Raw genomic sequence first — 25,462 nt, 5'->3', positions numbered from 1 at the left:
GTCAGACCGCGATGGTCTCGCGCCGCTGGTAGTCCGGCGCCACGCCGAACACCTGCGGCCCGCCCACGGCCTCGATCGCCTTGCGCACGAAGCGGTCGTCGACCAGGTCGCGCGCCACGAACTTCGGATCGAGCGCGCGCAGGAAGGCGTTCTCGCCCTCGACCCGGGTGCCCTGCACCGCGCGCACCAGCTGCTCGGTGTAGGAAGCGAAGGGATAGGGCTGGAAATCGATGCGCCGCTGGCTCCAGCCCTTGTGGCGCACCACGCCGCTGGCCTCGTAGCTCGCGTAGTCGGTGGCGGCCAGCACCTTGGCCAGGGTCTGCGGCGGATGCGGCGTGTAGCGCCGCTCGCCGGCATTCGACAGCAGCCGTGCCGCGTCGAGCCGGTTGTCGCGCGTCCACAGCTGCGCCTTGACGATCGCATGGGTCACGCGCTGCGCCCATTCGGGCTTCTCGGCGATGTCGCGCTCGGCCAGGAAGGTGACGCAGCAGGCATGGTCCTTCCAGACATCGCCCGAGAAACGCAGCACCTTGCCCACGCCCGCGATCTCGGCCGCCGCGTTGAAGGGCTCGGCCACGATGAAGCCCGCGATGGAGCGCGCGGCCAGCGCCGACACCATCTCGGCCGGCGCCAGCACCACGAGGTTGACTTCCTTCGGACCCACGCCGCCCCCGGCCCCCGCACCCTTGGTGACGGCACTGAGGCCCTCGGCGCGCAACATGTCCTGCAGCAGCACGTTGTGGATCGAATACCAGAACGGCACCGCCACGGTCTTGCCGCCGAGGTCGGAGAGCTTGCCGATCTCGGGCAGCACGGTGAGCGCCGAGCCGTTGATGTGGTTCCAGGCCGCGATCTTGGCCGGAAATTTGGAGCCGTAGCGCACCCACAGCGTGGCCGGCGTGAGCAGGTGGATCACGTTGACCTGGCCCGCGACGAAGGCCTCGACGATCTGCGCCCACGAACGGAACATGCGCGGCGCCTCGGCGCGCAGCCCCTCCTTGTCGAACAGCCCGCGCGCATGCGCGATCAAGAGCGGTGTGGCATCGGTGATCGGCAAATAGCCGATCTTCACGGGCTGGTCGTCGCCCTTGAAGCCTTGGGCCATCGCATCGCCGGCCGAGAGAAAGGGCGCCGCCACCGCCGCGCCGGCCAGGGCCGACAGCCGCAGCATGTCGCGCCGCGTGAGGCCGCAGTCGCAGGCGGACGAGGCGCAGACATGGGTGGCGCGCGGCGCGGCGCCGTGGGCGGGATTCGGGTCGGTCATTCGACGGGCTTTCTTTCTGGCATGCCGGGTGGCGATTCGATGGAGGTATGACGGCGCGTGGCCTGCAGCGCGGCGAGGATGTCGAGCCGCAGCGCGGTGAAGGCGGCGCCATCGCTGCGCGGGCGCGGCATGTCGACACGCCACTCGCGCACGATGCGGCCGGGACGCTCGCCCATCAGCAGGATGCGGTCGCCGACGAGGATCGCCTCGTCGATGTCGTGCGTGACCAGCAGCGCGGCGGTGCGCCAGCGGTGCACCACATCGACCAGCAGTTCCTGCATCTCGGTGCGGGTGATGGCGTCGAGCGCCGAGAAGGGTTCGTCGGCCAGCAGCAGCACCGGCTCGCGGGCGAGCGCCCGGGCCAGCGCCACGCGCTGCGCCATGCCGCCCGACAGCTGCGACGGATAGAGCCTGCCCTGCCCTGCGAGCCCCACGGCCGCGAGCGCATCGCGCACGCGGCGCGCGCGCAGCTCGCGTTCGAGCTTCGGCTGGCGCGCGAAGTCGAGCCCGAAGCCCACGTTGCGCGCGGCATCGAGCCATGGCAGCAGGCCCGGCTGCTGGAACACCAGCGCCGCGCGCGGATGCGGTGCGCTCGAGGCCTCGCCGAGAAAACGGATCTCGCCCTCGGCATGCCCGAGGCCGGGCACCTCGAGCCGCGCGAGTTGCCGCAGCAAGGTGGACTTGCCGCAGCCGCTGCCGCCGAGCAGGCAGACGATCTCGCGCGGCGCCACCGCGAGCGACACGCCGCTGAACACCGGCCGCGCCGCATCGAAGCCGAAGGCCAGATCGCGTGCCTCGAGCACCGGGTGCGGCGCGTTCGCGGCCTCGTCGAGGCCGATCTCGGCAGCCAGGGCGCTCACGATGCGGACTGCGCCGCGCGGCGCGCGAGTTCGCCACGCAGTTGCACCACGCTCGGCGTCACGATCGGCACGAACGCCACCTCGCGCCAGTGCCGCGCCAGGCTCAGCGGCTGGTCGCGGTGGTAGCCACGGCCGCCGCTGGCCTGCAGCTCGAGCTGCACCGCGGCCTGCGCGATGTCGGCCAGCGCGAGCCGGGCGCGGAACAGCGCCTCGGGCTGGGTGCGGAAGCGGCCATCGGCGATGCCCGCGTAGAGCCCATCGACCGTGGCATCGAGCGCCTGCCGCTGCTCGGCCAGCGATGCGTCGAGCACCGCGCGACCGGCGCCGCCGATCTGCGCCGCGGTCGCGAGCGCGGCGCGCGCGAGCCCGATCGACAGCCCGCATTGCAGGCCGAGGAACTCGGGCCGTGCCGTGGGCAGGAAGCGGTTGGCATCGTCATGGATCAGTTCGTCGGCCGCGAGCCGCGCGCCTTCGATGCGCAGCGACGCGGTGTTGCTGCCGCGCAGCGCGATCAGGTCGAGGTCGGCGCTGCGTTCCACGCCCGCCTGCCCGCCCTGCAGCGCGGCCACCAGCGGCGCGCCGCCATCGGCACGCTGCACCACCACCGCGGCCACGAAGCCCTGCGGCCGCAGGTTGGTGCACCACGGCACGCTGCCATCGAGCCGCCAGCCGGGCGCTCCCTCCTGCCGCGTGGCCGTGATCTGCAGCGCCTCGATGCCGCCGAGGAACTTCATCGCGTTCGACAGCCCCGAGGCACCGGCCAGCGAGCCGTCGAGCAGCGCGGGCAGCCAGCGCTCGCGCAGCGCCTGGTTGGGCGACTGCAGCAGGTATTCGATGAAGACGCGCTGGCCCCAGAAGGTGAAGGCCGCCGCGAGCGAATGGCCGGCCACGGCGGCGATGGCCTCGATGGCATCGCGCGTGTCGCCGCCCTGCCCGCCGATCGCACGCGGCACGCCCAGGCCGAACAGCTGCGCGCCCGCGAGCCGCGGCAGCACCGCGTGCGCCTGCGCGTTGTCGCCGTCGAGCGCCTCGGCCTGCGCGTCGAGCCAGTGCCGGTCGGCCTCAGCCAGCATGGGCGGGCGCTGCGTCGGCGCGCAGGTTCTCGGGCAGGTAGGGCTGCAGCTGCGGATTGACCGCGCTGCCGGCCAGGCTGTTGGCGAAGTTGCACAGCGTGGCCAGGCTCACGCCGAGCACCACCTCGAGCACCTGGCGCTCGGAGAAGCCCGCGCCGCGGAAGGCCGCGAGCGCCTCGTCGCTCACCTTGCCGCGGCTCGCGATCACGGCCTCGGTGAAGGCGCGCACCGCATCGAGCCGGGCCTCGCCCGTGGCCTCGCCGCGCTGCAGCGCCACCACGGCCGAGGCCGGCAACTTGGCCTGCTTGAGCGCCGCGGCCGAATGGCCGGCCACGCAGAAGTCGCAGCCGTGGATGCGCGCGGCCGTGATCTGCAGCACCTCGCGCTCGGCCAGCGTGAGTTCGCCGCGCGCGGTGGTCTGGGCCACGCCGAGGTAGGTCTCGAGCGCCTGCGGCGAATTGGCGAGGATGCCGATCAGGTTCGGCAGGAAGCCGTTGTTGGCGGCGGCGCGCGCCACCAGCGCACGGCTGGCTTCGGGCGCGGAGGTCTCGGTGTGCAGGGTCAGGCGTGTCATGTCGGTGCGGCTCGTGTAGTGCGGAAACTGGCACCGATTCTTCGCGGCGCGCCCGCGGGCATCAATGACCGGGCGTCTCGGATCTGTGCCGGTTCGTCTCGCTGGCGGTCACGCTGGCGGCCTCGCTGCGGTCGAGCCGGCGCGCGCGCTGCCAGGCGCCCGGCTGCTCGCCGATCACGCGCTTGAAGGTGCGCGAGAACGCGGCATAGGAGTCGTAGCCCACGGCCTCGGCAGCCTGCGCGATCGACTCGCCCTGCGTCAGCTTGCGCGCCGCGATCTGCATGCGCAGCAGTTGCAGGAACTGCAGCGGCGACTGGCCGCAGGCCTCGCCGAACTGGCGGAAGAAGGCCGCGCGCGAGAGATGCACACGCTGCGCCATGTCGGCCACGCTCCAGGGCCGCTCGGGCGACTGCAGCAGCGCCGCCAGCAAGGGCGCGAAGCCGCGCCGGCGCAGCAGGCCCCAGAAGCCGCGCGCGTTCGCGTCGCTGCGCGCCACGTGGCGCAGGCCATAGAAGAACAGCAGGCCGGCCAGCCGGTCCATCAGCACCGAGGGCTCGGTGCCGGCGCGCAGCGCCTCGCTGCGCATCAGGTCGAACAGGGTCGCGGCCGAGGCCATCGCGAGATCGTCGGCGCGCAGCACCAGGCAGTCGGGAAAGGACTGCGCGACCAGGTCGCGCAGCGGCCCGTCGAACGAGAAGAAGCCGCAGGCCAGCGCCGTTTCGCCGAGCGCGGGGCTGGCCGACAGCGGCTGCATCGCGCGCGGCGTGCAGTCGATGCCGGGGTCGGCATAGGGCGAGAGGAAATGCGGCACGTCGCGCATCAGGAACACGCCGTCGCGCGGCGACAGCGCCACCGATTCGAGCCCCGGCCGGTGCAGCCAGCAGCGGCCCTCGAGGATCAGGTGGAAGCTCGCGCGCGCACGGCCCGCCGTCGAGGCGCGCCAGCGGCCGCAGTACTGGCCCACGTGGAACAGCGTGGCGTTCCATTCGAGGCTGCCGAGCAGCCAGTCGGCCACCCGGTCGGCCTGGGCATCGAACCCGGCATCGGCCGACGGGCTGGCTGCGTCGGGAATGACGGTGAGGGAAGGCATGGGCCCGCCAGTGTGGCCTAGACCTCGCGCGGCGCCAAAGAACGAATCGCTGTGAGCTTATGACCCGGAAATGGGCAAGGCGCAGGCGGCCAGGATGCGCCGCGCGGCCTCGTCGGACGAGACCCGGGCCGTGTCGATCACCAGCCGCGGCGTGGACCAGGGAACGTAATCGTGAGCCTGCACCGAGGCCCAGGTCGGCGGCACCAGGCCCGGCAGGTCGCTGGCACGCGTCTCGACGCGACGCCGGTGCTCGACGAGGTCGGCACAGACCAGCTCGACCTCGATCGACGCTGCGCCGGTGGAACGCGCGACCTCGCGCCAGGCCGCGCGCGTGACCTCGAGCGGATTGACGCTGTCGGCCACCACGGTCTGCCCGAGCGCGAGGTTGGCACGCGCCAGCGCATAGGCCACGGCATAGCCTTCGATGCCGACGCTACCGCCGTGCTGTGCCCGTGTCGCGGCGATCGCCTGCTCGATCGCATCGATGCGCAGGAACACCGCGGGCCGCTGCGCGACGATGGCGCGCGCCACCTGCGTCTTGCCGACGCCGGGCAGGCCGGCGAGCACGATCAGCGTGGCGGAGGGGGAGTTCGTCATGGCCGCGCAGCATATCAACCGCCGGCGGCCTGCAGCGTGATCCGCGCGCGGCCGAGCTCCGCGCTCACGGCGCCGCTGAGCGTCTCGAGGTCGAAGGGCTTGCGCAGCACGGAGTGCGAACCCACCACCTTCTGCACCTCCGCCATGTCGGCATAGCCGGTCGCGACCAGCACCGGCATCTGCGGATAGAGCCGGCGCGCGGCGGCCGCGAGCTCGGCGCCGTTCATGCCCGGCATCAGGTAGTCGACCATTAGCAGGTCGGGCCGGCGGCGCTGCAGCTCCTGCAGGCCGCTGTGGCCATCGCTGGCCTCGCGCACGGTGTACTGCAGCAGGCGCAGGCCTTCGGCGATGCCCTGGCGGACCTCGGTGTCGTCCTCCACCACCAGCACCTCGCAGCGCGGGTCTCCTCTGGCGGGCGCGGCGCCGTTGCCCTGGGCCGTCGATGCGGCGCCGGCAACCTCGTCGGGCTGCGACAGCGGAAAGCGCAGGGTCACGGTCGCGCCCTGGCCCGGCGTGCTGCGGATCTCGGCCTGGCCGCCCGACTGGCTGGCGAAGCCGTAGACCTGGCTCAGCCCCAGCCCCGTGCCGTGGCCGTTGGCCTTGGTGGTGAAGAAGGGATCGAATACCTTCGACAGCACCGCGCTCGGTATGCCGCTGCCAGTGTCCTCCACGCTCACCAGCACCTGCGGCGAACCGTCGGGCGCGCTCGCCAATGCCGTGCGGATGGTCAGTTGCCCACCCTCGGGCATCGCGTCGCGCGAGTTCACCGACATGTTCAGCAGCGCCATCTCGAGTTGCGCGCCATCGAGCATCACCCAGAGTTCGCTGGGCCAGAGATCGAATGCCACCCGCACCTTCGAGCCGACCGAGACCTCGATGAGCTCGCGCAGATTGGTGACCAGCGCATTCACGCCATGCAGCCGCGGCACCAGGCTGCGCGCCCGCGCGAACGACAGCAGCTGCCCGGTCAGGCGCGAGCCGCGCGCCACCGACTCCTTCGCGCGGCGCGCGTAGTCGGTCAGCTTGCCCTCGGGCGCCAGCCGCGCGATGAACTCCAGGTTGAGGTTGACCACGTGCAGCAGGTTGTTGAAGTCGTGCGCGATGCCGCCGGTGAGCCGGCCGATGGCCTCGAGCTTCTGGCCCTGCACCACGTTGGCCTGCAGCCGTTCGCGCTCGGCGATCTCGCGCATCAGCCAGTCGTTGGCGCCCGCGAGCTCGGCCGTGCGGGTGGCGATGCGCCCTTCGAGCTCGGCATTGAGCCGCTCGACCGTGGCCTTGGCGGCCTCGATGTCGTTCAGGTGGCGGCGCGTCGCGTACTGCCGCTGGCGCGCGCGCAAGGCGGAACGCGCGGCGCTCGCGAGCGTCTCGGGATTGAGCGGCCGCTCGAGCAGCACCGAGTTGCCCAGTTGCTGCAGCGAGGCCTGCGCGCTGGCCGAACGCCGCCCCGACTGGCGCATCGCCAGCACCACGAAAGGCAGGTCGGACCAGGCCGGCTGCTTCGCCAGGCGGGCGCCCAGCGCACCGTCGAAGCCGTCCGCCAGCGACTCCTCGGTCACGATCGCGGCCGCGGCCGCAGTCTCCAGTTCCGCCAGCAGCGACGCCGCATCGGGGCAGACCAGGCACTCGATGGCCTGGCCTTCGAGCACGGCCCGGATCACCTGCGCATCCCGGCCGCGCGGCGCGAGGATCAGGATGCGGTTTTCCACACCGGCCCTTTCATGGGGTCGGCGTGGCGATATCGCTATCGCCCAGCAACGGCTGCGTGCCCGTGTAGCGGGCCGCGCCCGACAGCACCCCCTGGAAGTCGCTGAGCGCCTTGCCGACCTCGACGCCGTGCGGTCCGAGGCGGAACTCGCGGATCGATTGCTCGTGCGCGTTGGTGCGGCTCTTGATCACCGAGATCGCCTTCAGCAGGTTGCCGCGCGCCTCGAAGTACCTGAAGTTCAGCATCGCGTCGCTCAGGTAGCTCAGGTCCACGTCGGCGCGCACCTCGCCCACGGTGCCATGCAGCGACAGAATCAGCAGCGTGGTGAGCCCGCGCAGGTTCAGGTAGGCCAGCAGCTCGTGCATCTGCAGTATCAGGTACTTGCCGCCGGGCATGGCGTGCAGGTAGGCATTGAGGCTGTCGATCACCACCATCTGCACGCCGTCCTGCTCGACCGCCATGCGCACCGAATGCGCGAACTGGCCCGGCGAGACCTCGGCCGGATCCAGCGTGCGGATCGAGATGTGGCCCGAACTCATGTAGGGCTCGACGTCGAGCCCCAGCGCCCGCGAGCGCTGCCGCAGCGTGCCCAGGCCTTCGTCGAACAGGTAGTAGGCGACCTTCGAACCGCGCCGCGCGGCGGCCACGGCGCAGCTGATCGCGGTGGTGGTCTTGCCCACGCCCGCGGGCCCGGCCAGCAGCAGGCTGCTGCCGGGCGTCAGGCCGCCGCCGAGCAGGGCGTCGAGCGCCGCGGTGCCGGTCGAGACCAGCCGCTCGTCGATCTTCTGCTCGTGCTCGCTGGCCACCAGCCGCGGAAACACCTGCAGCCCGCCGCGGTCGAGGTTGAAGTCGTGCTCGCCGCTGCGGAACTTCACGCCGCGCAGCTTCACCACGCGCAGCCGCCGCTTGTCGGCGCCATAGTCGTTGGTGTTCTGCTCCAGGTGCAGCACGCCGTGCGCGATGCTGTGCAGGTGCTGGTCGCCATCGCCGCCCGAGCGGTCGTCGAGCATCAGCACCGTGCAGCCGCGCTGCGCGAAGAAGCGCTTGAGCGCGAGGATCTGGCGCCGGTAGCGCAGCGCGCTCTGGGCCAGCAGCCGCATCTCCGAGAGGCTGTCGAAGACCACGCGCTGCGGCTTCTGCTCGTTGACCAGGCGCATCACGTCGCGCGTGGTCTCGCCCAGTTCGAACTCCGAGGGATGCAGCACGGTCTGCTCGGCCTCCTCGCTGAGCCCCTCGTCGCTCACCAGGTCGTAGACCTCGATGCCCTCGAGCGACCAGCCGTGCGAGGCCGCGACCTGGGTCAGTTCCTCGGAGGTTTCGGACAAGGTGACGTAGAGCCCGCGCTCGCCCGCGGCGCGGCCGGCCTGCAGGAACTGCAGCGCGAGCGTGGTCTTGCCCGTGCCCGGCGTGCCCTCGACCAGATAGAGGTGCTGCGCGGGCAACCCGCCGCCCAGGATGTCGTCGAGGCCGGGAATTCCCGTGGAGGTGAGGGATGACGAGGATGGCATGACAGCGAGGGCGGTTTTTTTGGAAGGAACACACGCCCGGGGCGACCGGAGCCTGTCTTCGTGCAACGCGAACGACCTGGGGAGGTTCTGGCCGGATTTTCCAATGCGCCATGCGCCGCGACAGGGGCGGTTCGGGCACTTCGCGTGTAAGCCGCCGCCTCGTGAAGGCCCCGCGCGGCGGCGCCATGCCACCGCGATCGGTGGCGCTCAGCCGTGCGCGATCGCGGCCCAGGCCGCGGCGAACAGCGTCGAACCCGCGGCAGCCAGCAGTCCGCCCACCAGCCATTTGAGCGTGCGCGGCTGCAGCCGGTTGGGCAGCCGGTGGTGCAGCCGCGTGGCCCCGTAGACCACCGGCATCGCGCAGGCCGCGAGCAGCGCGGCACGCCACGAGAAGTGCCCAGTCGGCACCACGATCACGAGCCGCACCAGCGAGTTGAACGCGAACATCAGCAGCAGCGCGCGCCGCACCAGCTCGCGGTCCAGCGGCTGCCGGTACATGTGGAACACGATCGGCGGCCCCGAGCTCGAGAACAGCCCGCCGAGCACGCCCGACAGGCAGCCGACGATGGCGAAGCTCTTGCGCCCCGAGATCGCGGGCAGCGGCTTCGCCTGCAGCACCAGCAGCACCGCGCAACCGAGGATCGATACCCCCAGCAGCGCGCGCAGCCAGTCGACCGCGCTGCCGCTGAGCCAGGTCAGCAGCATCAACCCGACGATCACGCCCACCGTGCTGCCATTGAGCGCCGGCTTCATCAACTGCCACGGCACCGGCCCGGGCCGGGCGCGGAAGTAGGTCCAGGCATTGATCAGGCTCAGCACCGTGGCCGCGTTGGCCGCGTCGCTGACGCTCGCGATATGGAACACCGAGACCAGGCCGAGCAGGATCAGGCTGAAGGCGAAGCCGGTGAGGTTCTGGGCGTAGGTGGCGAGGGCGACGCAGGCCATGAAGGCCAGCACCGGCGGGGCGCCGGAGAGGAGGTCTTGCACGGGGCGGGCTTCAGCGGCGCGGGGCGCGCAGCGCTTGCGCGCCCACAAAGCCGTTGCGAAACCGCGGGAGCGAAGGGCGATGCGTGGGAAGCGATCCGGCTGGATCGGGAACGAACGGGGGCACGGGCGAAGGCATGGGGAAGCGGGGAAGGCGCGATCGCGAGAGGAAGCGCCTGCATTCGAGGGGGGATGTCAGGGGCGGACATCGGCCGTGAATTATAAGTAGGCCACCAGCGAGGGCCCGGGCCGCCGGGAGAGCCGCGGCCCGAACGCCTCATCGGAAAGGCGGTCTCGAGCCCGCGGTTCCCGCCATCACCGAACCAGATCACGGCCCCGATCAAGGGTCGGCCGGGAAAAAAAACCCGCGCCAAAGATCACACTTTTTTCCGGAGATCGCAGCGCATCCTGACCAATTGTCGCGGCACGCAAGCAGCCTTCCCGCTCCCTCGCCACCATCCAGGACTCGAGCGCAAGGCATGCCGCCAGCGACAACCAGAAACCCCGACCATGGCCCTTGCCGCGACAGCACCGGATGCGGACACCGTGATGCCGGGGCCCTGGCGGCATGCCATTGCGCCTTCCCGGTTGGAGCTCCCGGCACCCGCGCACAGGCATGTCAGCAAGATGGAAATGAAGACGCCCTCCCTCGACAGGACCGATGGGGCCGGCGAGGCGCACGTGGCATTGATCGACGATCGGCACGGCGATGGCGGCCGCCTGCTCGGCCAGTTGCGGCGCATGGGCCACGACGCCGTCGCGTTCGCGGGACCGACGAGCTTCCTGGCCGCGCTGAGTGCCGGCGAGCACTTCGACCTGCTGCTCGTGGCGGTGGAAGACGAACTGACGCGCCGCAGCCTGTTCGCCGTCTGCCGCACGCTGGAACTGCCCACGCTGCTCGTGGTGCGCACGCGGCAGTGGGCGCAGCTCGCCTCCTGGCACGGCGCGCCGGGCTGGGACGACCTGATCGAGTTCGACGAGGTTCCGAGCGAGAGCGCGACGACCGAACTCGAATGGCGCCTGCGGGCGCTGCTCTCGAAGCAGCGGCCGCCCCGCAACACACCGGCCGCCACCTCGGGTTTCGGCGCCTGGGGCGACTACCGTTTTCTCGGCACGGCCAGCACGGTGCTGCACCGCCAGCGCAGCATCCGGCTGCAGCCGCGCCAGTACGCATTCGCGCTGACCCTGTTCCGCCACCTCGGCCAGGTGGTCACGCGCGAATGGCTCTGGCAATCGGTCTGGCAGACGCCCACGCCGCGCGCCGGGGCGCGCGTGCTCGACGTCTGCGCCACCAACGTGCGCAGCCGGCTCGACCTGCGCGCCGAGAACGGCTTCGTGCTGCGCGCGGTGTACGGCCAGGGCTACCAGATCGTCGCGGTACCGGCCGAGCCCGCGCAGCCATAGCGGCCGTCTTGCGTCAGGCCCGTGCGCGCAGCGTGCCGCGGCCCCAGGCCGCCAGCGTCTCCAGCCAGGCCAGCAGCTGCGCGTCCTCGACCGGCGAGCACAGCAGCTGGAACGACCGGCCCGCGCGCAGGGCGGTCGGCACGGCATCGACGGCCTGCAGCTCGCTGCGGTGCGTCACGTACACCAGCGGCAGCGCACGGCCGGCCGCGGCCTCGAGGTCGGGCACGCGCGACAGCGTCCGCCGCGCATCGGCATGCAGGCCCACGACCACGCCGTCGAACTTCTGCCGGGCATCGAAGGCGCCGACGAGGTCGGCGAGATGCACGAAGGGCACGACGTCGGCCCCGAGCGCGGTGAGCGAATTGGCGGTGCAGGCACGCTGCAGCGCGTCGGCGTCGACCAGCGCGATCCGCAGCCCGAGCTGGACGCGCTTGCCCATCGAAACACCGCCGTGCGTCGCGCCGCGATGCGGGCTGGCCAGGGGGCGGCTCGGCGCCGCGCGCATGGCTTACTGCTCCCCCGCCACGTCGATCTCGACCCGCCGGTTGGGCTGCAGGCATTGCAGCAGTGCCGGCGATGCGCGCGTGCCCTCGCAGTCGCTGACCACGGGCTGGCGCTTGCCCATGCCGGCGGTCCGGATCAGCTTGCGCTCGATGCCCTGTTGCACGAGCAGGTCGCGCACGGTGTTCGCGCGCGCGAGCGACAGGGCCTCGTTGTAGGCATCGCCGCCGAGCCGGTCGGTGTGACCGGTCACGACGACGTAGTGCAGCGCGCGGAAGCCGTGGCGCAGCTCGCCGGCCAGGCGCTCCACCCGCGCACGGCCCTCGGGCAGCAGGTCGGTGGCCGCGGCGCCGTCGAAGCGGAACAGGCCGTCGGCGCTGAGCGTGAGCTTCTGTGGCGGCGCGAGCCTGGCGCTGGCGGGAATCGGCGTGGCCGCGGGCGGCTGCGCGAGCAGCGCGCACTCGGGGTCCTTCCACCATGCGCCGGTCGCCAGGTTGTCGGCATTGAAGCGCACCATGTACTGGCAGGTGGTGTAGTCGCTGCCCTTGCCGTTGTAGAAGTGGAAGATGTAGTTCCACTCGCGCACGCCCCACAGGCCCTCGCTGAAATGCGGCCAGCCCAGCAGCTCGCGCAGCGGGTCCTTGCCCATGCCGGGGCGCACCCGCTCGAACGCCTTCGGTGCCGGGAACGCGCCCTGCTTCCAGTTGGCCCTGGCCGGATCCGGAAACTCCTCGGGCTTCGGCGGCGCGGGCTGCTCCGCGGCGGCGCGCGCCTGCGCCTCCTTGTCGATCGCCGCACCGGGCGACGCGCAGCCCTGGATCAGCGTCCCCGCCATGACCAACAGGGCCAGCCCCGCCGTCTGCTTCGTTCGACTCGTGCTCATCGTCCTTCTCCCCGTGCTCAATTGAAGACCCATTCCGCGCCCACCGTGGCCGACGCGCCGGCACGGCTCAGGCCGACGCCGCCGGTCAGGCTCCAGGCGTTGCTCTCGGCCGTGCGGCGGAAGCTCACGCCCATCGCGCTCTCGCCCTTGAAGACGCCGTAGCCCATGCGCATCACCGTCTTGCCCGGCACGTATGAGCCCGGCATCTGCACCGCCATCGCGGCCGCGACACCGGCGTAGGCATTGCGCGCCACGCTGCGGATCTCGTTGCCGAGCGCATTCGCGCGCATGTCGGTGTAGGCGTTGTTGGCGGCGCTCGACTGGTTGAGCTGCTGCACGTTGACCGCGTCGGTGGGCGCGACGCCCGGCGCCACGTTCTGGATCGTCACCGGCCCGCTGGAGGCGCCGTTGCCCATCGTCACGCTGTTGTAGTTGACGGTGCCGTCGGGGTTGGTGTCGTAGCGCACCGTGCTCTGCTGCACCGCCTGCAGCTGCCGCACGTTGACCGCGTCGGTGGCCTGCGTGCCGCCGGCCACGTTGGTGATCTGGCGCTCGTTGCCGCTCGCGCCGACCGACAGCGCGCCCTGCGCGGAAGCCACGGCCACGCCCGAGAACATCTCGCGCTGGCCGTTCATGCCCGCGCGGTCGGCCACCGCGCCGTTGCCCAGCGCCACGCCGTTGCTGCTCGAGGCCAGCGAGTTGCCGCCGAGCGCGAGGCTGCCCGCGCCGATGGCGCGCGCGCCGTTGCCGGTGGCGACCGCGCTGTGGCCCAGTGCCTCGGCGCGCGGGCCGATGGCCACGCTCTCGGCGCCGGCGGCGTTCGAGTCCGCCGCCTGCGAGTTGGCATGGAAGTACTTGATGCCCGAGCCGGTCTGGATGTTGTTGATGGCCTGGTTGGTCGCGTAGAGCTGGCTGCCGTTCACCGCGTCGGTGCTGGTGGCGCTGATCTCGCCGGCCGCGACGTTGGTGATCTGGCGCTCCTTGCCTTCCGAGCCCACGCTGACCACGCCCACCGGCTTGGCGCCGGCGAACTTGTAGGTCGTGCCCTGGATCGTCACCTCCTCGGTGGGCCTGGCCTTCGAGGTCGTCGAGTCGTTGCCCAGCGCCACGCTGTTGTCGGTGCTGACCACGGCACCGGTGCCGATCGCCACGCCCCTGTCGGCCTTGACGACCGCGCCCGATCCCACCGCGGTGCCGTCCTTGCCGCTGGACGTCGGCGCCACGTAGGTGGTCGGCGAACCGGTGATCCACTTGTTGCCCGCGCTCGCGGCCTGGCTGGCCACGGCCTGCAGCTGCGCCACGTTGACCGCATCGGTGAGCGCCGAGCCCGCGGCCACGCCGGTGATCTGGCGCAGCAGGCCGTTGGCCGCATCGCCGACGCCGACGGCGCCCGCCGTGGCGGTGGTGGAGGCGATCGCCTTCGATGACGCGGCATCGGCGCCCGGCGGCACATAGCCCGCCGTGCCCGCCGCGCGGTCGGCCACCGAGAGCGCGCCCAGCGCCACGCCGCCATCGGCGGTCGCGGTGCTGCCCGCCCCCACGGCCACGCTGGCCGTGCCCGCGGCGGTCGAGGCCGCGCCGGCCGCCACGCTACCGTTGCCCAGGGCCCGCGACCAGGCACCGAAAGCGGTGCTGTCGATGCCGCCCGCGGTCGAGAAGTAGCCCACCGCGGTGCCGCGGTCGCCGAGCGCCCAGGCGGCGTTCCCGAGCGCCGTGGCGCTGGCGCCGGTGGCCTGCGCCGCCGTGCCCATGGCCACCGCGTTGTCGCCCGCGGCCTTCGCGTCCTTGCCCGAGGCGATGGCGTCGGCACCGGTGGCGCCGTCGTTCTGCGCGTTGCCGCCGCCGGTCGAGTTCACGCTGTAGTACCTGGTCTTGCCCTTGTCCACCGTGTCGTTGAGCTGGCTCACGTTGACCGCGTCGGTGTCGGCCACGCCCGGCGCGACGTTGGCGATCACCTTGCCGCCGGCATCGATGCCCGAGGTGGTCACGCTCGGACCGCCCGCTATCGTCAGGCCGGTCGATCCGAGCTTGACGTCCGGACCCACGGCCACGCCGGCGTTGTTCATCACCGTGTCGCCCACGGTCACGCTGTGGTTGACCTTGACGTCGTCGGCGAGCTTGAAGTCGAGGTCGGTGCCCGTACGTTGGATCGCGATGTTCCCGTCGGAGCTGCCGAAGTTCACCTTGCCGCTCGGCGCCACATTGCCGCCCGTGGCTTCGCCGTTGGCGGCCACGTTCCAGCCCGCGCTGGCGGTCTGGTCGACGAGCTTGAGCTGTTCTTCCGTTGCAGCACGGCCCACGGTCGCAAAGCTCGGATCGGTCAGGGTCTTGTTGCTCAGGCCCTGGATGTCGTTCGTGACACCGCTGAGCTTGACCGTGCCGCTGGTCACGCCGCCCGCCGACACCGCCGTCGTGGTGGTCCCGTTGTTGACCGTCAGGCCTGTCGTGTTCACGACGCTCTGGCCCACCGTCACGCTGTTGTTGACCTTGACGTCGTCGGCGAGCTTGAAGTCCAGATCGGTGCCCGTGCGCTGGATCGTGACGTTGCCATCCGAGTTGCCGAAGTTCACCTTGCCACCCGGCGCCACATTGCCGCCCGTGGCTTCGCCGTTGGCCGCCACGTTCCAGCCCGCATTGGCGGTCTGGTCGACGAGCTTGAGCTGCTCTTCCGTTGCAGCACGGCCCACGGTCGCGAACGTCGGATCGGTCAGGGTCTTGTTGCTCAGGCCCTGGATGTCGTTCGTGACGCCGCTGAGCTTGACGGTGCCGCTGCTCACGCCTCCGGCCGACACGGCCGTCGTGGTGGTCCCGTCGTTCACCGTCAGGCCCGCGTTGTTGACGAGGCTGTTGCCCGTGCTCAGGCTGCCCGCGGCCGTGAGGTTCACGTCCTTGTTGAGCGCCACCTTCACCTGGCCGTCGTTGGCCACGCCGTTCTGCGTCACGGTCATGTTGCTGTCGCCATTGAACGTGACCTTGCCGTTCGGACCGATGTTGGCCATGGTCGATCCCGCGCCATTGGCCGTCACGTTCCAGCCTGCGCTGGCCGTCTGGTCGACGAGCTTGAGCTGCTCTTCGGTTGCAGCACGGCCCACGGTCGCGAACGTTGGATCGGTCAGCGTCTTGTTGCTGAGGCCTTGGACGTCGTTGGTGATGCCGCTGAGGTTCACCGTGCCACTGGTCACGCCGCCGGCCGAGACGGCCGTGGTTGTCGTGCCGTTGTTGACGGTCAGGCCCGTCGTGTTCACGACGCTCTGCCCCACCGTCACGCTGTTGTTGACCTTGACGTCGTCGGCCAGCTTGAAGTCGAGGTCGGTGCCCGTGCGCTGGATCGCGATGTTGCCATCCGAGTTGCCGAAGTTCACCTTCCCACCCGGTGCCACATTGCCGCCCGTGGCCTCGCCGTTGGCGGCCACGTTCCAGCCCGCGTTGGCGGTCTGGTCGACGAGCTTGAGCTGCTCTTCGGTCGCTGCGCGGCCCACCGTCGCGAATGTCGGATCGGTCAGCGTCTTGTTGCTCAGGCCTTTGATGTCGTTCGTGACACCGCTGAGGTTGACCGTGCCGCTGGTCACGCCGCCAGCCGACACGGCCGTCGTCGTGGTCCCGTTGGCAACCGTCAGGCCCGTCGTGTTCATGACGCTCTGGCCGACCGTCACGCTGTTGTTGACCTTGACGTCATCGGCGAGCTTCACGTCCAGGTTGGTCCCGGTACGGGTGATCGTGACGTTGCCGTCCGAGTTGCTGAAATCGACCTTGCCGCCCGGCGCCACATTGCCGCCGGTCGCTTCGCCATTGGCGGCCACGTTCCAGCCCGCGTTGGCGTTCTGGTCGACCAGCTTGAGCTGCTCTTCCGTTGCGGCACGGCCCACGGTCGCGAACGTCGGATCGGTCAGCGTCTTGTTCCTCAGCCCCTGGATGTCGTTCGTGACACCGCTGAGGTTCACCGTGCCACTGGTCACGCCGCCCGCCGACACGACCGTCGTCGTGGTCCCGTTGTTGACAGTCAACCCCGTGGTGTTGAGCACGCTCTGCCCCACCGTCACGCTGTTGTTGACCTTCACGTCGTCCGCGAGCTTCACGTCCAGGTTCGTACCCGTGCGAGTGATCGTGACGTTGCCATCCGAGTTGCTGAAGTCGACCTTGCCGCCCGGCGCGACATTGCCTCCCGTGGCTTCGCCGTTGGCCGCCACGTTCCAGCCGGCGCTGGCGGTCTGGTCCACGAGCTTGAGCTGCTCTTCGGTCGCAGCACGACCCACGGTCGCGAAGCTCGGATCGGTCAGCGTCTTGTTGCTCAGGCCCTGGATGTCGTTGGTGACGCCACTGAGGTTGATCGTTCCGCTGGTCACGCCACCAGCAGAAACCGCCGTCGTGGTGGTTCCGTTGTTGACCGTCAGCCCCGTCGTGTTCACAACGCTCTGCCCCACCGTCACGCTGTTGTTGACTTTCACGTCATCGGCCAGCTTCACATCGAGATTGGTGCCCGTGCGGGTAATCGTGACGTTGCCATCCGAGTTGCTGAAATCCACCTTGCCGCCGGGCGCAACGTTCGCGCCTGTGGCTTCTCCGTTGGCCGCCACGTTCCAGCCCGCATTGGCGGTCTGGTCGACGATCTTCAATTGCTCCTCGGTCGCCGCACGGCCGACAGTCGCGAATGTCGGATCGGTCAGGGTCTTGTTGCTGAGGCCTTGGACATCATTGGTGACGCCGCTGAGGTTCACTGTGCCGCTGGTCACTCCACCTGCCGAAACCGCCGTCGTGGTGGTTCCGTTGTTGACCGTCAGCCCTGTCGTGTTCACCACGCTCTGGCCCACCGTCACGCTGTTGTTGACCTTCACATCGTCGGCCAGCTTCAGGTCCAGGTTCGTACCCGTGCGAGTGATCGTGACGTTGCTATCCGAGTTGCTGAAATCGACCTTGCCACCAGGCGCAACGTTCGCACCCGTGGCTTCGCCGTTGGCTGCCACGTTCCAGCCCGCATTGGCGGTCTGGTCGACAATCTTCAGTTGTTCTTCAGTAGCGGCACGGCCCACGGTCGCGAAGCTCGGATCGGTCAAGGTCTTGTTGCTCAAGCCCTGGATGTCATTCGTGACCCCACTGAGGCTCACTGTGCCGCTGGTCACGCCACCGGCAGAGACGGCCGTCGTGGTGGTTCCGTTATTGACCGTCAGCCCTGTCGTGTTCACAACGCTTTGGCCGACCGTCACGCTGTTGTTGACCTTCACGTCGTCAGCCAGTTTCACATCGAGATTGGTACCCGTGCGAGTGATCGTGACGTTGCCGTCCGAATTGCTGAAGTCGACCTTGCCGCCAGGCGCAACGTTCGCACCCGTGGCTTCGCCGTTGGCCGCCACATTCCAGCCTGCATTGGCCGTCTGGTCGACGATCTTCAGTTGCTCTTCGGTCGCCGCACGACCGACAGTCGCGAACGTCGGATCGGTCAAGGTCTTGTTGCTCAGGCCCTGGATGTCGTTCGTGACACCGCTGAGCTTGACCGTGCCGCTGCTCACGCCACCCGCTGACACCGCCGTCGTGGTGGTGCCGTCGTTGACCGTCAGGCCCGTCGTGTTCATGACGCTCTGGCCCACGGTCACGCTGCTGTTGACCTTGACGTCGTCGGCCAGCTTGAAGTCCAGATCGGTGCCCGTGCGCTGGATCGTGACGTTGCCATCCGAGTTGCCGAAATTCACCTTGCCACCCGGCGCCACATTGCCGCCCGTGGCTTCGCCATTGGCGGCCACGTTCCAGCCCGCGTTGGCGGTCTGGTCGACGAGCTTGAGCTGTTCTTCGGTCGCCGCGCGGCCGACGGTCGCAAAGCTCGGATCGGTCAGGGTCTTGTTGCTGAGGCCTTGGACGTCGTTGGTGACGCCGCTGAGGCTCACCGTGCCACTGGTCACGCCACCGGCCGAGACGGCCGTCGTGGTGGTTCCGTTGTTGACCGTCAGTCCCGTCGTGTTCACGACGCTCTGCCCCACGGTCACGCTGTTGTTCACCTTCACATCGTCGGCCAGCTTCACGTCGAGGTTGGTGCCCGTGCGAGTGATCGTGACGTTTCCGTCCGAATTGCTGAAGTCCACCTTGCCGCCCGGCGCCACGTTCGCACCCGTGGCCTCGCCATTGGCGGCAACGTTCCAGCCTGCGTTCGCAGTCTGATCTACAAGCTTCAATTGCTCTTCGGTCGCCGCCCGGCCGACGGTCGCAAAGCTCGGATCGGTCAACGTCTTGTTGCTCAGTCCCTGGATGTCGTTGCTCACACCGCTGAGATTCACCGTCCCGCTGCTCACGCCCCCAGCCGACACCGCCGTCGTGGTGGTCCCGTCGTTGACGGTCAGGCCCGCGTTGTCGACCCGGCTGTTGCCCGTGCTCAGGCTGCCCGCCGCCGTGAGGTTCACGTCCTTGTTGAGCGCGACATTCACCTGGCCGTCATTGGCAGCCCCCGTCTGAGTCACGGTCATGTTGCTGTCGCCATTGAACGTGACCTTGCCGTTCGGTCCGATGTTCGCGGTCGACGAACCCGCGCCATTGGCCGTCACGTTCCAGCCCGCATTGGCGGTCTGATCGACCAGCTTGAGCTGCTCTTCAGTCGCCGCACGCCCCACGGTCGCAAAGCTCGGATCGGTCAGCGTCTTGTTGCTCAGGCCCTGGATGTCGTTGCTGACACCGCTGAGATTCACAGTGCCACTGGTCACGCCACCCGCCGACACGGCCGTCGTCGTGGTCCCGTTGTTGACCGTCAGCCCCGTGGTGTTGAGCACGCTCTGGCCCACCGTCACGCTGTTGTTGACCTTCACGTCATCGGCCAGCTTCACATCGAGATCGGTCCCGGTGCGGGTGATCGTGACGTTGCCATCCGAATTGCCGAAGTCCACCTTGCCGCCCGGCGCGACGTTGCCTCCCGTGGCCTCGCCGTTGGCCGCCACGTTCCAGCCCGCGTTCGCGACCTGGCTCACGGCCTTGAGCTGGCTCACGTTGACCGCGTCGCTGTCCGCGGCGCCCGCGGCCACATTGGTGATCTGGCGCAACTGGCCATTGCCGCCCACGCTCACCGCCGCCAGCGTGCTGGTGGTGTCGGCGATCGCCGTGCCGCTCTTCGCGGCGGTGCCGGTGCTCGGGTCGTAGCCGACCACGCCCGCGGCCGTGTTCGCCAGCGAGTTGCTGCCCAGCGCCACGCTGTCGGCCAGGGCGGCGGACGCACGCACGCCGAGCGCGGTGCTGCCGTCCTGGAACGCGCGGCTGGCCGCGCCCACGGTCACGGCGCCGACGCCCTGCGCATCGGTGTTGGAACCCACGGACACCGACGCGAGGCCGGTGCCGGTCGCACCGGGGCCGACGGCCACGGCCGCGGTGCCCACGGTGGTCGCGTTGAAACCGATGGCCGCGCCGCCATTGGCGGCCTTGGCCTGGAAGCCGGCGGCCACGGCATTGGTGCCGGCGCTGCTGCCCGCGCCCAGCGAGGTCGCTTCCGAAGCCAGCGCGCTGGCATCGCCGCCGAGCGCCGTCGAGTTCGAGAAGCTCGCGGTCGCGCCGCTGCCGATCGCGGTGGCGCCATGGTTGACCGCCCCGCCGCTGGAGGTGAAGGCGCTGGCGCCGCGGCCGATGGCCACCGAGCCCCCCGACGTGCCGTCCGCCACCGCCGAGGCACCGACGGCCACGCCGTCGTTCGCCTTGGCCGCGGCGCCCACGCCCGCGGCCAGCGCGTTGGTTCCGGTCGCGCCCTTGTTGTCGTAGTTGTCGCCCGGCGTGCCGTTGTCGTTCACGCTGTAGTAGTGCGTCTGCGCGGCCTTGAGCTGGCTCACGTTCACGGCGTCGGTGTCCGCGCCGCCGGCGGCCACGTTGGTGAGGCGCCGCTCCGCGCCCGAGGCGCCGACGCTCACCACGTTGCTGCCGGTGGCCGTGCCGGCCACCGCGGCCCCATTGGGCGCATACGACGCCACGGTCGCCGCGCTCACCGTGCTGCCGTTGCCGATGCCCACCGCGCCATCCAGACCCGCGGCGATGACCACGTTGTTGCCTATCGCGAAGGCGTTGTTGGCCGCGATGTTGTTGTTGTTGCCCACCGCATAGCTGCCCGATCCGCTGACGATGTTCGGGTCGCCGATGGCACCGCTGTTGTCGCCGCTGACGACGTTACCGGTGCCGATGCCGATGCTGCTCGCGCCGAGGGCCTGCGCGCCGGTGCCGATGGCAATGGCGTCCGTCCTGCCGCTCGCACCGGCGATGGCGCGCTTGCCCAGCGCGATCGAACGGTCCGAGTCGGTGATGGCATGGTTGCCGACGGCCACGGTGTCGTTGAGCACGGTGCGCGGCGGCGTGGCCGCCACCTTGTTGCCGTTGCGGTCGGTGAGCAGGCCCGTCTTGGTGTCGATGAAGTAGCCGGTGCCGGCCGAGGTACCGACCGCGACGTTGTTGTCGCCCTGGAGGGCGAAGCCGGCCGCGCTGCCGGCGACATGGTTGTCGCTGCCTTGCAGGTTCATTCCCGCGAAGGTGCCGACGGCGACGTTGCGGTCCCCCTGGGTCGACAGGCCGGCGGAAGTCCCGACGATGGTGTTGTAGTCCCCCGCCAGCTTGTAGCCGGACGTGGTGCCCAACGTCGCGTTGTAGTTTCCGGTCGCGCCAAGGCCCGCGCTGCTGCCGACGTAGGTGTTGGACGCACCCTTGGAAGCCGCGCCGGCACTCGTACCGACATAGGTGGCATAGTCGCCGCCGGTCACGCCATTGCCGGCATTCCCGCCGATGGCCGTGGTCTGCTGGCCCCGCGCCTGCGAAGAATTGCCCACGGCCACGCCGCCGCCGCCCGAGGCCACGGACGAAACGCCGACGGCCACCGACTGGTCCGCCGTCGCCGCGGCATTCACGCCCGCCGCCAGGCTGTTGATGCCCGTGGCCCCGTTGTTGTCGTGGTTGCCCTGGGGCGTGCCGTTGTCGTTCACGCTGTAGTAGTGCGTCTGCGCCGCCTTGAGCTGGCTCACGTTCACCGCGTCGGTGTCGTCCGCGCCCGCCGCGAGGTTGGTGATGCGGCGCTCCTTGCCCGCGCTGCCCACCGACACTTCGCCCACCGGCGCGCTGCCGGCCACCGCGGCGCCATCGGGCGCATAGGCGTTCTTCAGCGCCAGCGCGGCCGCATCCTGCGTCGCCTGCGATCCGGCGCCCAGCGCCACGCCGTCGGCCGCGCTGGCCTGGGCCTCGCGGCCCACCGCGACCGCGCCGTCCTTGCCGGCCACGGCGCTGCTGCCGATGCTCACCGTGTCGCTGGCCTCGACGTTGACGCCCGCCATGCTGCCCAGGGCCACGTTGTTGTCGCCCTGGGTGCCCAAGCCCGCGTAGAAGCCGGCGGACAGGTTGGCGTTGCCCTTGATGTCGGTGCCCGCATAGTGGCCCTGGGCCGCGTTGTACGAGCCCTCGGTGCGCGTGCCCGCGCCCTCGCCCACGCCGAGGTTGAAGTCGCCGGCCACGCCGTTGCCCGCATTGCCGCCCAATGCGACGTTGCTGGTGCCGGTCACGTTCTGTCCGGCCTTGGTGCCGAAGGCGGCGTTGTAGGCACCGCTCGAGCCCCGGCCCGCGTTCGGGCCCACGCTGAGGCTCTCGTCGCCGTTGGCCTGCGCACCCGGGCCCATGGCCACGGCCTCGAGGCCGCTGGCCTCGGCGCCCTTGCCCACCGCGATCGCGCGGTCCTTCGAGGCGTAGGCGAGGTTGCCGATCGAGACCGTGTCGTTCGCCTTCGTGGCCGCCGGCTGTCCCGCCAGCAGGTTGCCGCTGCGGTCGACGTAGCCGCCGCGGTCCAGGTCGAGCATCGCCGCCGTGCCGGCGCCCCTGCCGATGGAGACGTTGTTGTCGCCATCGACCACGCCGCCCGCGCCCTGCCCCACGCCGACATTGCCGCTGCCCTTCACGAGGCTCACGGCCCCCGTGCCGAGCGCGGCGTTGTCGGTCCCCGTCACCACGCTGCCGGCCACCGTGCCGACGCCGACGTTGCGATTGCCCTGCACGCCGTTGCCCGCGCTGCTGCCCAGGCCCAGGTTGTCGTTGCCGTCGATGCTGTCGCCCGCGTTGTTGCCGACCGCCACGTTGCGCGCGCCCTTGGCGCCGGTCCCCGAGTCGTTGCCCACGAAGGTGTTGCGGTCGCCCTGGGCATCGACCCCGGCCGAGGTGCCGAGGCTGGTGTTGGCCTCTCCCGTGACGCCCGTGCCGGCGCCGCTGCCGAAGGCCGCGTTCTCGCTGCCCGTCACCGACGCACCGGCCGAGGCGCCCACCGCGGTGTTGCTCGCGCCCGGCGTGCCCTGGCCTGCGCCCACGCCGACGGCCGTCGAGCCGGCACCGGCCGCCTGGGCGCCCGAGCCGACCGCGGTCGCATGGTCGCCTGCCGCCGCGGCATCGACGCCGGCCGCCAGGGCATTCAGACCCGTGGCGCCGTCGTTGCCGTGGTTGCCGCCCGTCACACCGTTGTCGTTCACGCTGTAGTAGTGCGTGCTCGCCGCCTTGAGCTGGCTCACGTTCACCGCGTCGGTATCGACCGCGCCGGCCGCGACGTTGGTCACGCGGCGCTCGGCGCCCGCGCTGCCCACCGAGACCTCGCCCACCGGCACCGCGCCGGCCACCGAAGCCGCTCCCGGTGGCACGTAGGCCGCGTTGGCGTTGAGCGTCACCAGGTCCTTCGAGGTGGCGCTGTTGGCGCCCAGGGCCACGGTGTTCGCGTAGGCAGCCGTGGCGCCCGTGCCCACCGCCACGGTGTCGCTGGCACCGGCCTGCGCACCCTTGCCGAGCAGCACCACGCCGCTGGCGTTGTCCGCGACCTGGCCGCCATCGGCCAGCACCACGCTGGAGCTCACACCGTTGAGCGTGGTGTCCACGCCGCCGACGAAGTTCTTCTCGCCGCCGGTCACGCTGAGGCCCTTGCCGATCACGCTGGTGGCCGAGGTCGCGCCGACCTTGTTGTTGGCACCGATCACGCTGGTCAGCGAGGTGCCTTCCAGCGTGTTGACCGTGCCGAGGACGCTGGTGTTGTCGTTCTTGCCCGTCAGCGCGTTCTGGTTGCCGATCACGCTCACCAGCCGGTTGCCGTCGCCCGTGATGCTGTTGTTCCGGCCGATCTGGCTCGTGCTCTGGTTGTCGTTGCCGCTGAGCTCGTTCTGGTAGCCGATCAGCTGGTTGTATTCATTGGTGTTGCCCGCGATCGCGTTGAGCCCGCCCGAGACGATCGCACCGTAGTTGCCGCTGCCCGAGACGCTGTTCTGCTCGCCGTTGGCGAACAGGTAGCTGCCCGTGGCATCGGTCAGCGCGTTGTTGTTGCCCTGCGCATGGCTCGAACTGGCGGCGATCGTGTTGTGGTTGCCGACCGCATAGGAATTGTTGCCGCTGATCGTGTTCGGATCGCCGATGGCGCCGCTGTGGTCGCCGTTGACGACGTTGCCCGTGCCGATGCTGATCGACTGCGTGCCGTTGGCCTGCGCGCCCGTGCCGATCGCCACGGCCGAGACGCCGGAAGCCTGGCTGCCGCTGCCGATCGCCACCGCGGCCTTCTCGCCCGCGACCGCCGAGGAGCCGATGGCCAGCGCGTCGTCGCCGGTGGCGCGCGAGAGGTAGCCGATGGCCGTGGTGCGGCTGGCGTTGGTGCCGGCCACGCCGTTGCGCTGCGAGGCGCGCACGAACGAGTCCTGCAGCTCGGCGGCCGTCACCACCACGTTGCCGCTGCTGGCCTGCACCACGTTGCCAGCGCCGTCGATGGTGTAGCTGCCGTCGTCGATGCCGGCCTGCGTCACGCCGCGCGAGGCGAGGAAGCCCATGAACTCGTTCTGCGCCGCCAGGCTCGCCGCCTGCACCACGGCCTGGGGAATGGGGCTGTTCGGATCCTGCGCGGCCAGCGCCAGGTTGGCGCCGGCGCCGGTGCCCAGCGCGATGTTGTTGCTGCCGGTGGACTGCAGCCCCGCGAGCGTGCCCTGGTGGATGTTCTGGTCGCCGGTCACGACCTGGCCCGCGCGCTGGCCGAGCGCGATGTTGCGGTTGCCGGTGGTCAGCCCGCCCGCGCCGAAGCCCATGCCGACGTTCTCGTCGCCGGTGACGATGGCGCCGGCCTGGTTGCCGACGTAGGCGTTGCGGGCACCGCTGCCCGCGACGCCGGCGCCGCTGCCCACGAAGGTGTTGAAGGCATTGCTGAAATCGTTGGGATCGGACTTGGCCGGCCGGCTCATGCCCGCGTACATGCCGACCGCGACCGTGTCGTAGCCGGCCTCGGCACGCGAACCCAGCGCCGTGCCGCGTCCCTCGGCCTTGGCCGAACCGCCGACGGCGACCGAGTTGCTCTCGGTGGCCGCGGCATAGGCGCCCAGCGCCACCGAGCTCCAGTTCTCGGTCGGGCTGTTGAGGTTGTTGCCGCCGCTCGCCAGCGCGCCCCGGCCGATGGCGATGTCGCCGAGCTTGCGTGCCTCGGTGCCGTTGCCCATGGCCACCGTGTCGCCCGCGCTCGCCTTGGCGTCGGGCCCGATCGCCACGCTGTTGGCGCCGGTCGCGCCCGAATTGGCGAGCGTCGAATTGCCGGCGGCGGTCGCGTTCACATGCAGGTAGGGCGTCTCGTCGACGCTCACCCAGCGCCCGCCCTTCCAGGTCACGAGACCCTGCGTGAGGCCGTTGGCGGCCGTGCCGGGGGTGGTGTTGAACAGCACCATGCCGTCGGCCGGCACGCCGCCGGGCAGGCCCCAGACGGTCGCGTCGGTCAGCGCCACGCGCGGCATCATCACGCCGCGGGTCGAGGAGTTGATGTCGAGCACCGCGCCGGGCACCGGGTCGGGGTTGGCATGCCCGGTGCCGTCATGGATGCCGGCCTGCGCCCAGGCATCGCCGGCACCCAGCGCCGTCACCGCCGCCAGGCCCGCGGCCAACACAGCCGCGCGTACGCGACCGCCTCCCTTGCCGCGGGCCTTCACCGTTTCCGACGCCGCCACCCAGGCTCCGAGCGCTTCGTTCCAGACCGACCGGTACGTCTTGTTCATTTCTTCGTGATCCTCAAAATCAGATGGGCCGCATGCGCACGA

13 protein-coding genes are annotated in these 25,462 nt (G+C 70.5%); 1 reads left to right on the top strand and 12 read right to left on the bottom strand.

All coding sequences use genetic code 11. From position 1 onward, the window contains the following. Position 1: 1 nt before the first annotated feature. The 9 genes from AC07RV_RS00615 to AC07RV_RS00575 all read right to left on the bottom strand — a co-directional run bounded on the left by AC07RV_RS00615 (position 2) and on the right by AC07RV_RS00575 (position 9,658). Entirely contained in the window at positions 2–1,264 is a 1,263-nt protein-coding gene (locus tag AC07RV_RS00615) for an ABC transporter substrate-binding protein (protein WP_093345346.1), read from the bottom strand. Beyond that, on the bottom strand, positions 1,261–2,124 hold the full coding sequence (locus AC07RV_RS00610) for an ABC transporter ATP-binding protein (protein ID WP_296783786.1): 864 nt from the start codon (positions 2,122–2,124) through the stop codon (positions 1,261–1,263). Before AC07RV_RS00610 ends, AC07RV_RS00615 begins: the two co-directional genes overlap by 4 nt. Next, on the bottom strand, positions 2,121–3,197 hold the full coding sequence (locus tag AC07RV_RS00605; RefSeq protein ID WP_296783789.1) for an acyl-CoA dehydrogenase family protein: 1,077 nt from the start codon (positions 3,195–3,197) through the stop codon (positions 2,121–2,123). The genes AC07RV_RS00610 and AC07RV_RS00605 overlap by 4 nt, the downstream gene beginning before the upstream one ends. Beyond that, a complete protein-coding gene (locus AC07RV_RS00600; RefSeq protein ID WP_093345342.1) occupies positions 3,187–3,771 on the bottom strand; it encodes a carboxymuconolactone decarboxylase family protein in 585 nt (194 codons plus the stop codon). Before AC07RV_RS00600 ends, AC07RV_RS00605 begins: the two co-directional genes overlap by 11 nt. A 61-nt stretch (positions 3,772–3,832) precedes the next feature. Then, complete coding sequence (locus AC07RV_RS00595) at positions 3,833–4,861, bottom strand: AraC family transcriptional regulator (protein ID WP_296783793.1); 1,029 nt, start codon at positions 4,859–4,861, stop codon at positions 3,833–3,835. A gap of 57 nt (positions 4,862–4,918) precedes the next feature. Next, a complete protein-coding gene (locus AC07RV_RS00590) occupies positions 4,919–5,458 on the bottom strand; it encodes a P-loop nucleotide/nucleoside kinase family protein (protein ID WP_296783795.1) in 540 nt (179 codons plus the stop codon). A gap of 14 nt (positions 5,459–5,472) precedes the next feature. After that, positions 5,473–7,164 (bottom strand): response regulator, encoded by a 1,692-nt coding sequence (locus AC07RV_RS00585; protein WP_296783798.1) that lies wholly within the window; start codon positions 7,162–7,164, stop codon positions 5,473–5,475. A gap of 10 nt (positions 7,165–7,174) precedes the next feature. Then, positions 7,175–8,671, bottom strand: a complete 1,497-nt coding sequence (locus tag AC07RV_RS00580) for an ATPase domain-containing protein (RefSeq protein WP_296783801.1) — start codon at positions 8,669–8,671, stop codon at positions 7,175–7,177. Positions 8,672–8,878: 207 nt separating this feature from the next. Next, positions 8,879–9,658: a sulfite exporter TauE/SafE family protein gene (locus tag AC07RV_RS00575; RefSeq protein WP_296783803.1), complete on the bottom strand. Its 780-nt coding sequence runs from the start codon at positions 9,656–9,658 to the stop codon at positions 8,879–8,881. Positions 9,659–10,288: 630 nt separating this feature from the next. Here AC07RV_RS00575 and AC07RV_RS00570 point away from each other — a divergent pair. Then, a complete protein-coding gene (locus tag AC07RV_RS00570) occupies positions 10,289–11,059 on the top strand; it encodes a winged helix-turn-helix domain-containing protein (protein ID WP_296783806.1) in 771 nt (256 codons plus the stop codon). Positions 11,060–11,072: 13 nt separating this feature from the next. Here AC07RV_RS00570 and AC07RV_RS00565 read toward each other — a convergent pair whose 3' ends face one another. The 3 genes from AC07RV_RS00565 to AC07RV_RS00555 form a co-directional block, all read right to left on the bottom strand. Next, positions 11,073–11,498 (bottom strand): ANTAR domain-containing protein, encoded by a 426-nt coding sequence (locus AC07RV_RS00565; RefSeq protein ID WP_296783808.1) that lies wholly within the window; start codon positions 11,496–11,498, stop codon positions 11,073–11,075. Between the two features lie 69 nt (positions 11,499–11,567). After that, entirely contained in the window at positions 11,568–12,443 is an 876-nt protein-coding gene (locus AC07RV_RS00560; protein WP_296783810.1) for an OmpA family protein, read from the bottom strand. A 17-nt stretch (positions 12,444–12,460) separates the two neighbouring features. Beyond that, entirely contained in the window at positions 12,461–25,420 is a 12,960-nt protein-coding gene (locus AC07RV_RS00555; RefSeq protein ID WP_296783811.1) for an ESPR-type extended signal peptide-containing protein, read from the bottom strand. Between the last annotated feature and the right edge of the window lie 42 nt (positions 25,421–25,462).

This window comes from Variovorax sp. GW821-FHT09B01, assembly GCF_059418345.1.
The sequence above is the reverse complement of the archived record's forward strand: the minus strand, read 5'-3'. Positions and strand labels throughout refer to the sequence as shown.

Excerpts from the sequence above, each read along its gene's own strand:
- AC07RV_RS00615 (WP_093345346.1), bottom strand. The coding sequence starts at position 1,264 with ATGACCGACCCGAATCCCGCCCACGGCGCCGCGCCGCGCGCCACCCAT.
- AC07RV_RS00605 (WP_296783789.1), bottom strand. The coding sequence starts at position 3,197 with ATGCTGGCTGAGGCCGACCGGCACTGGCTCGACGCGCAGGCCGAGGCG.
- AC07RV_RS00600 (WP_093345342.1), bottom strand. The coding sequence starts at position 3,771 with ATGACACGCCTGACCCTGCACACCGAGACCTCCGCGCCCGAAGCCAGC.
- AC07RV_RS00595 (WP_296783793.1), bottom strand. The coding sequence starts at position 4,861 with ATGCCTTCCCTCACCGTCATTCCCGACGCAGCCAGCCCGTCGGCCGAT.
- AC07RV_RS00590 (WP_296783795.1), bottom strand. The coding sequence starts at position 5,458 with ATGACGAACTCCCCCTCCGCCACGCTGATCGTGCTCGCCGGCCTGCCC.
- AC07RV_RS00580 (WP_296783801.1), bottom strand. The coding sequence starts at position 8,671 with ATGCCATCCTCGTCATCCCTCACCTCCACGGGAATTCCCGGCCTCGAC.
- AC07RV_RS00570 (WP_296783806.1), top strand. The coding sequence starts at position 10,289 with ATGAAGACGCCCTCCCTCGACAGGACCGATGGGGCCGGCGAGGCGCAC.
- AC07RV_RS00565 (WP_296783808.1), bottom strand. The coding sequence starts at position 11,498 with ATGGGCAAGCGCGTCCAGCTCGGGCTGCGGATCGCGCTGGTCGACGCC.
- AC07RV_RS00560 (WP_296783810.1), bottom strand. The coding sequence starts at position 12,443 with ATGAGCACGAGTCGAACGAAGCAGACGGCGGGGCTGGCCCTGTTGGTC.
- AC07RV_RS00555 (WP_296783811.1), bottom strand. The coding sequence starts at position 25,420 with ATGAACAAGACGTACCGGTCGGTCTGGAACGAAGCGCTCGGAGCCTGG.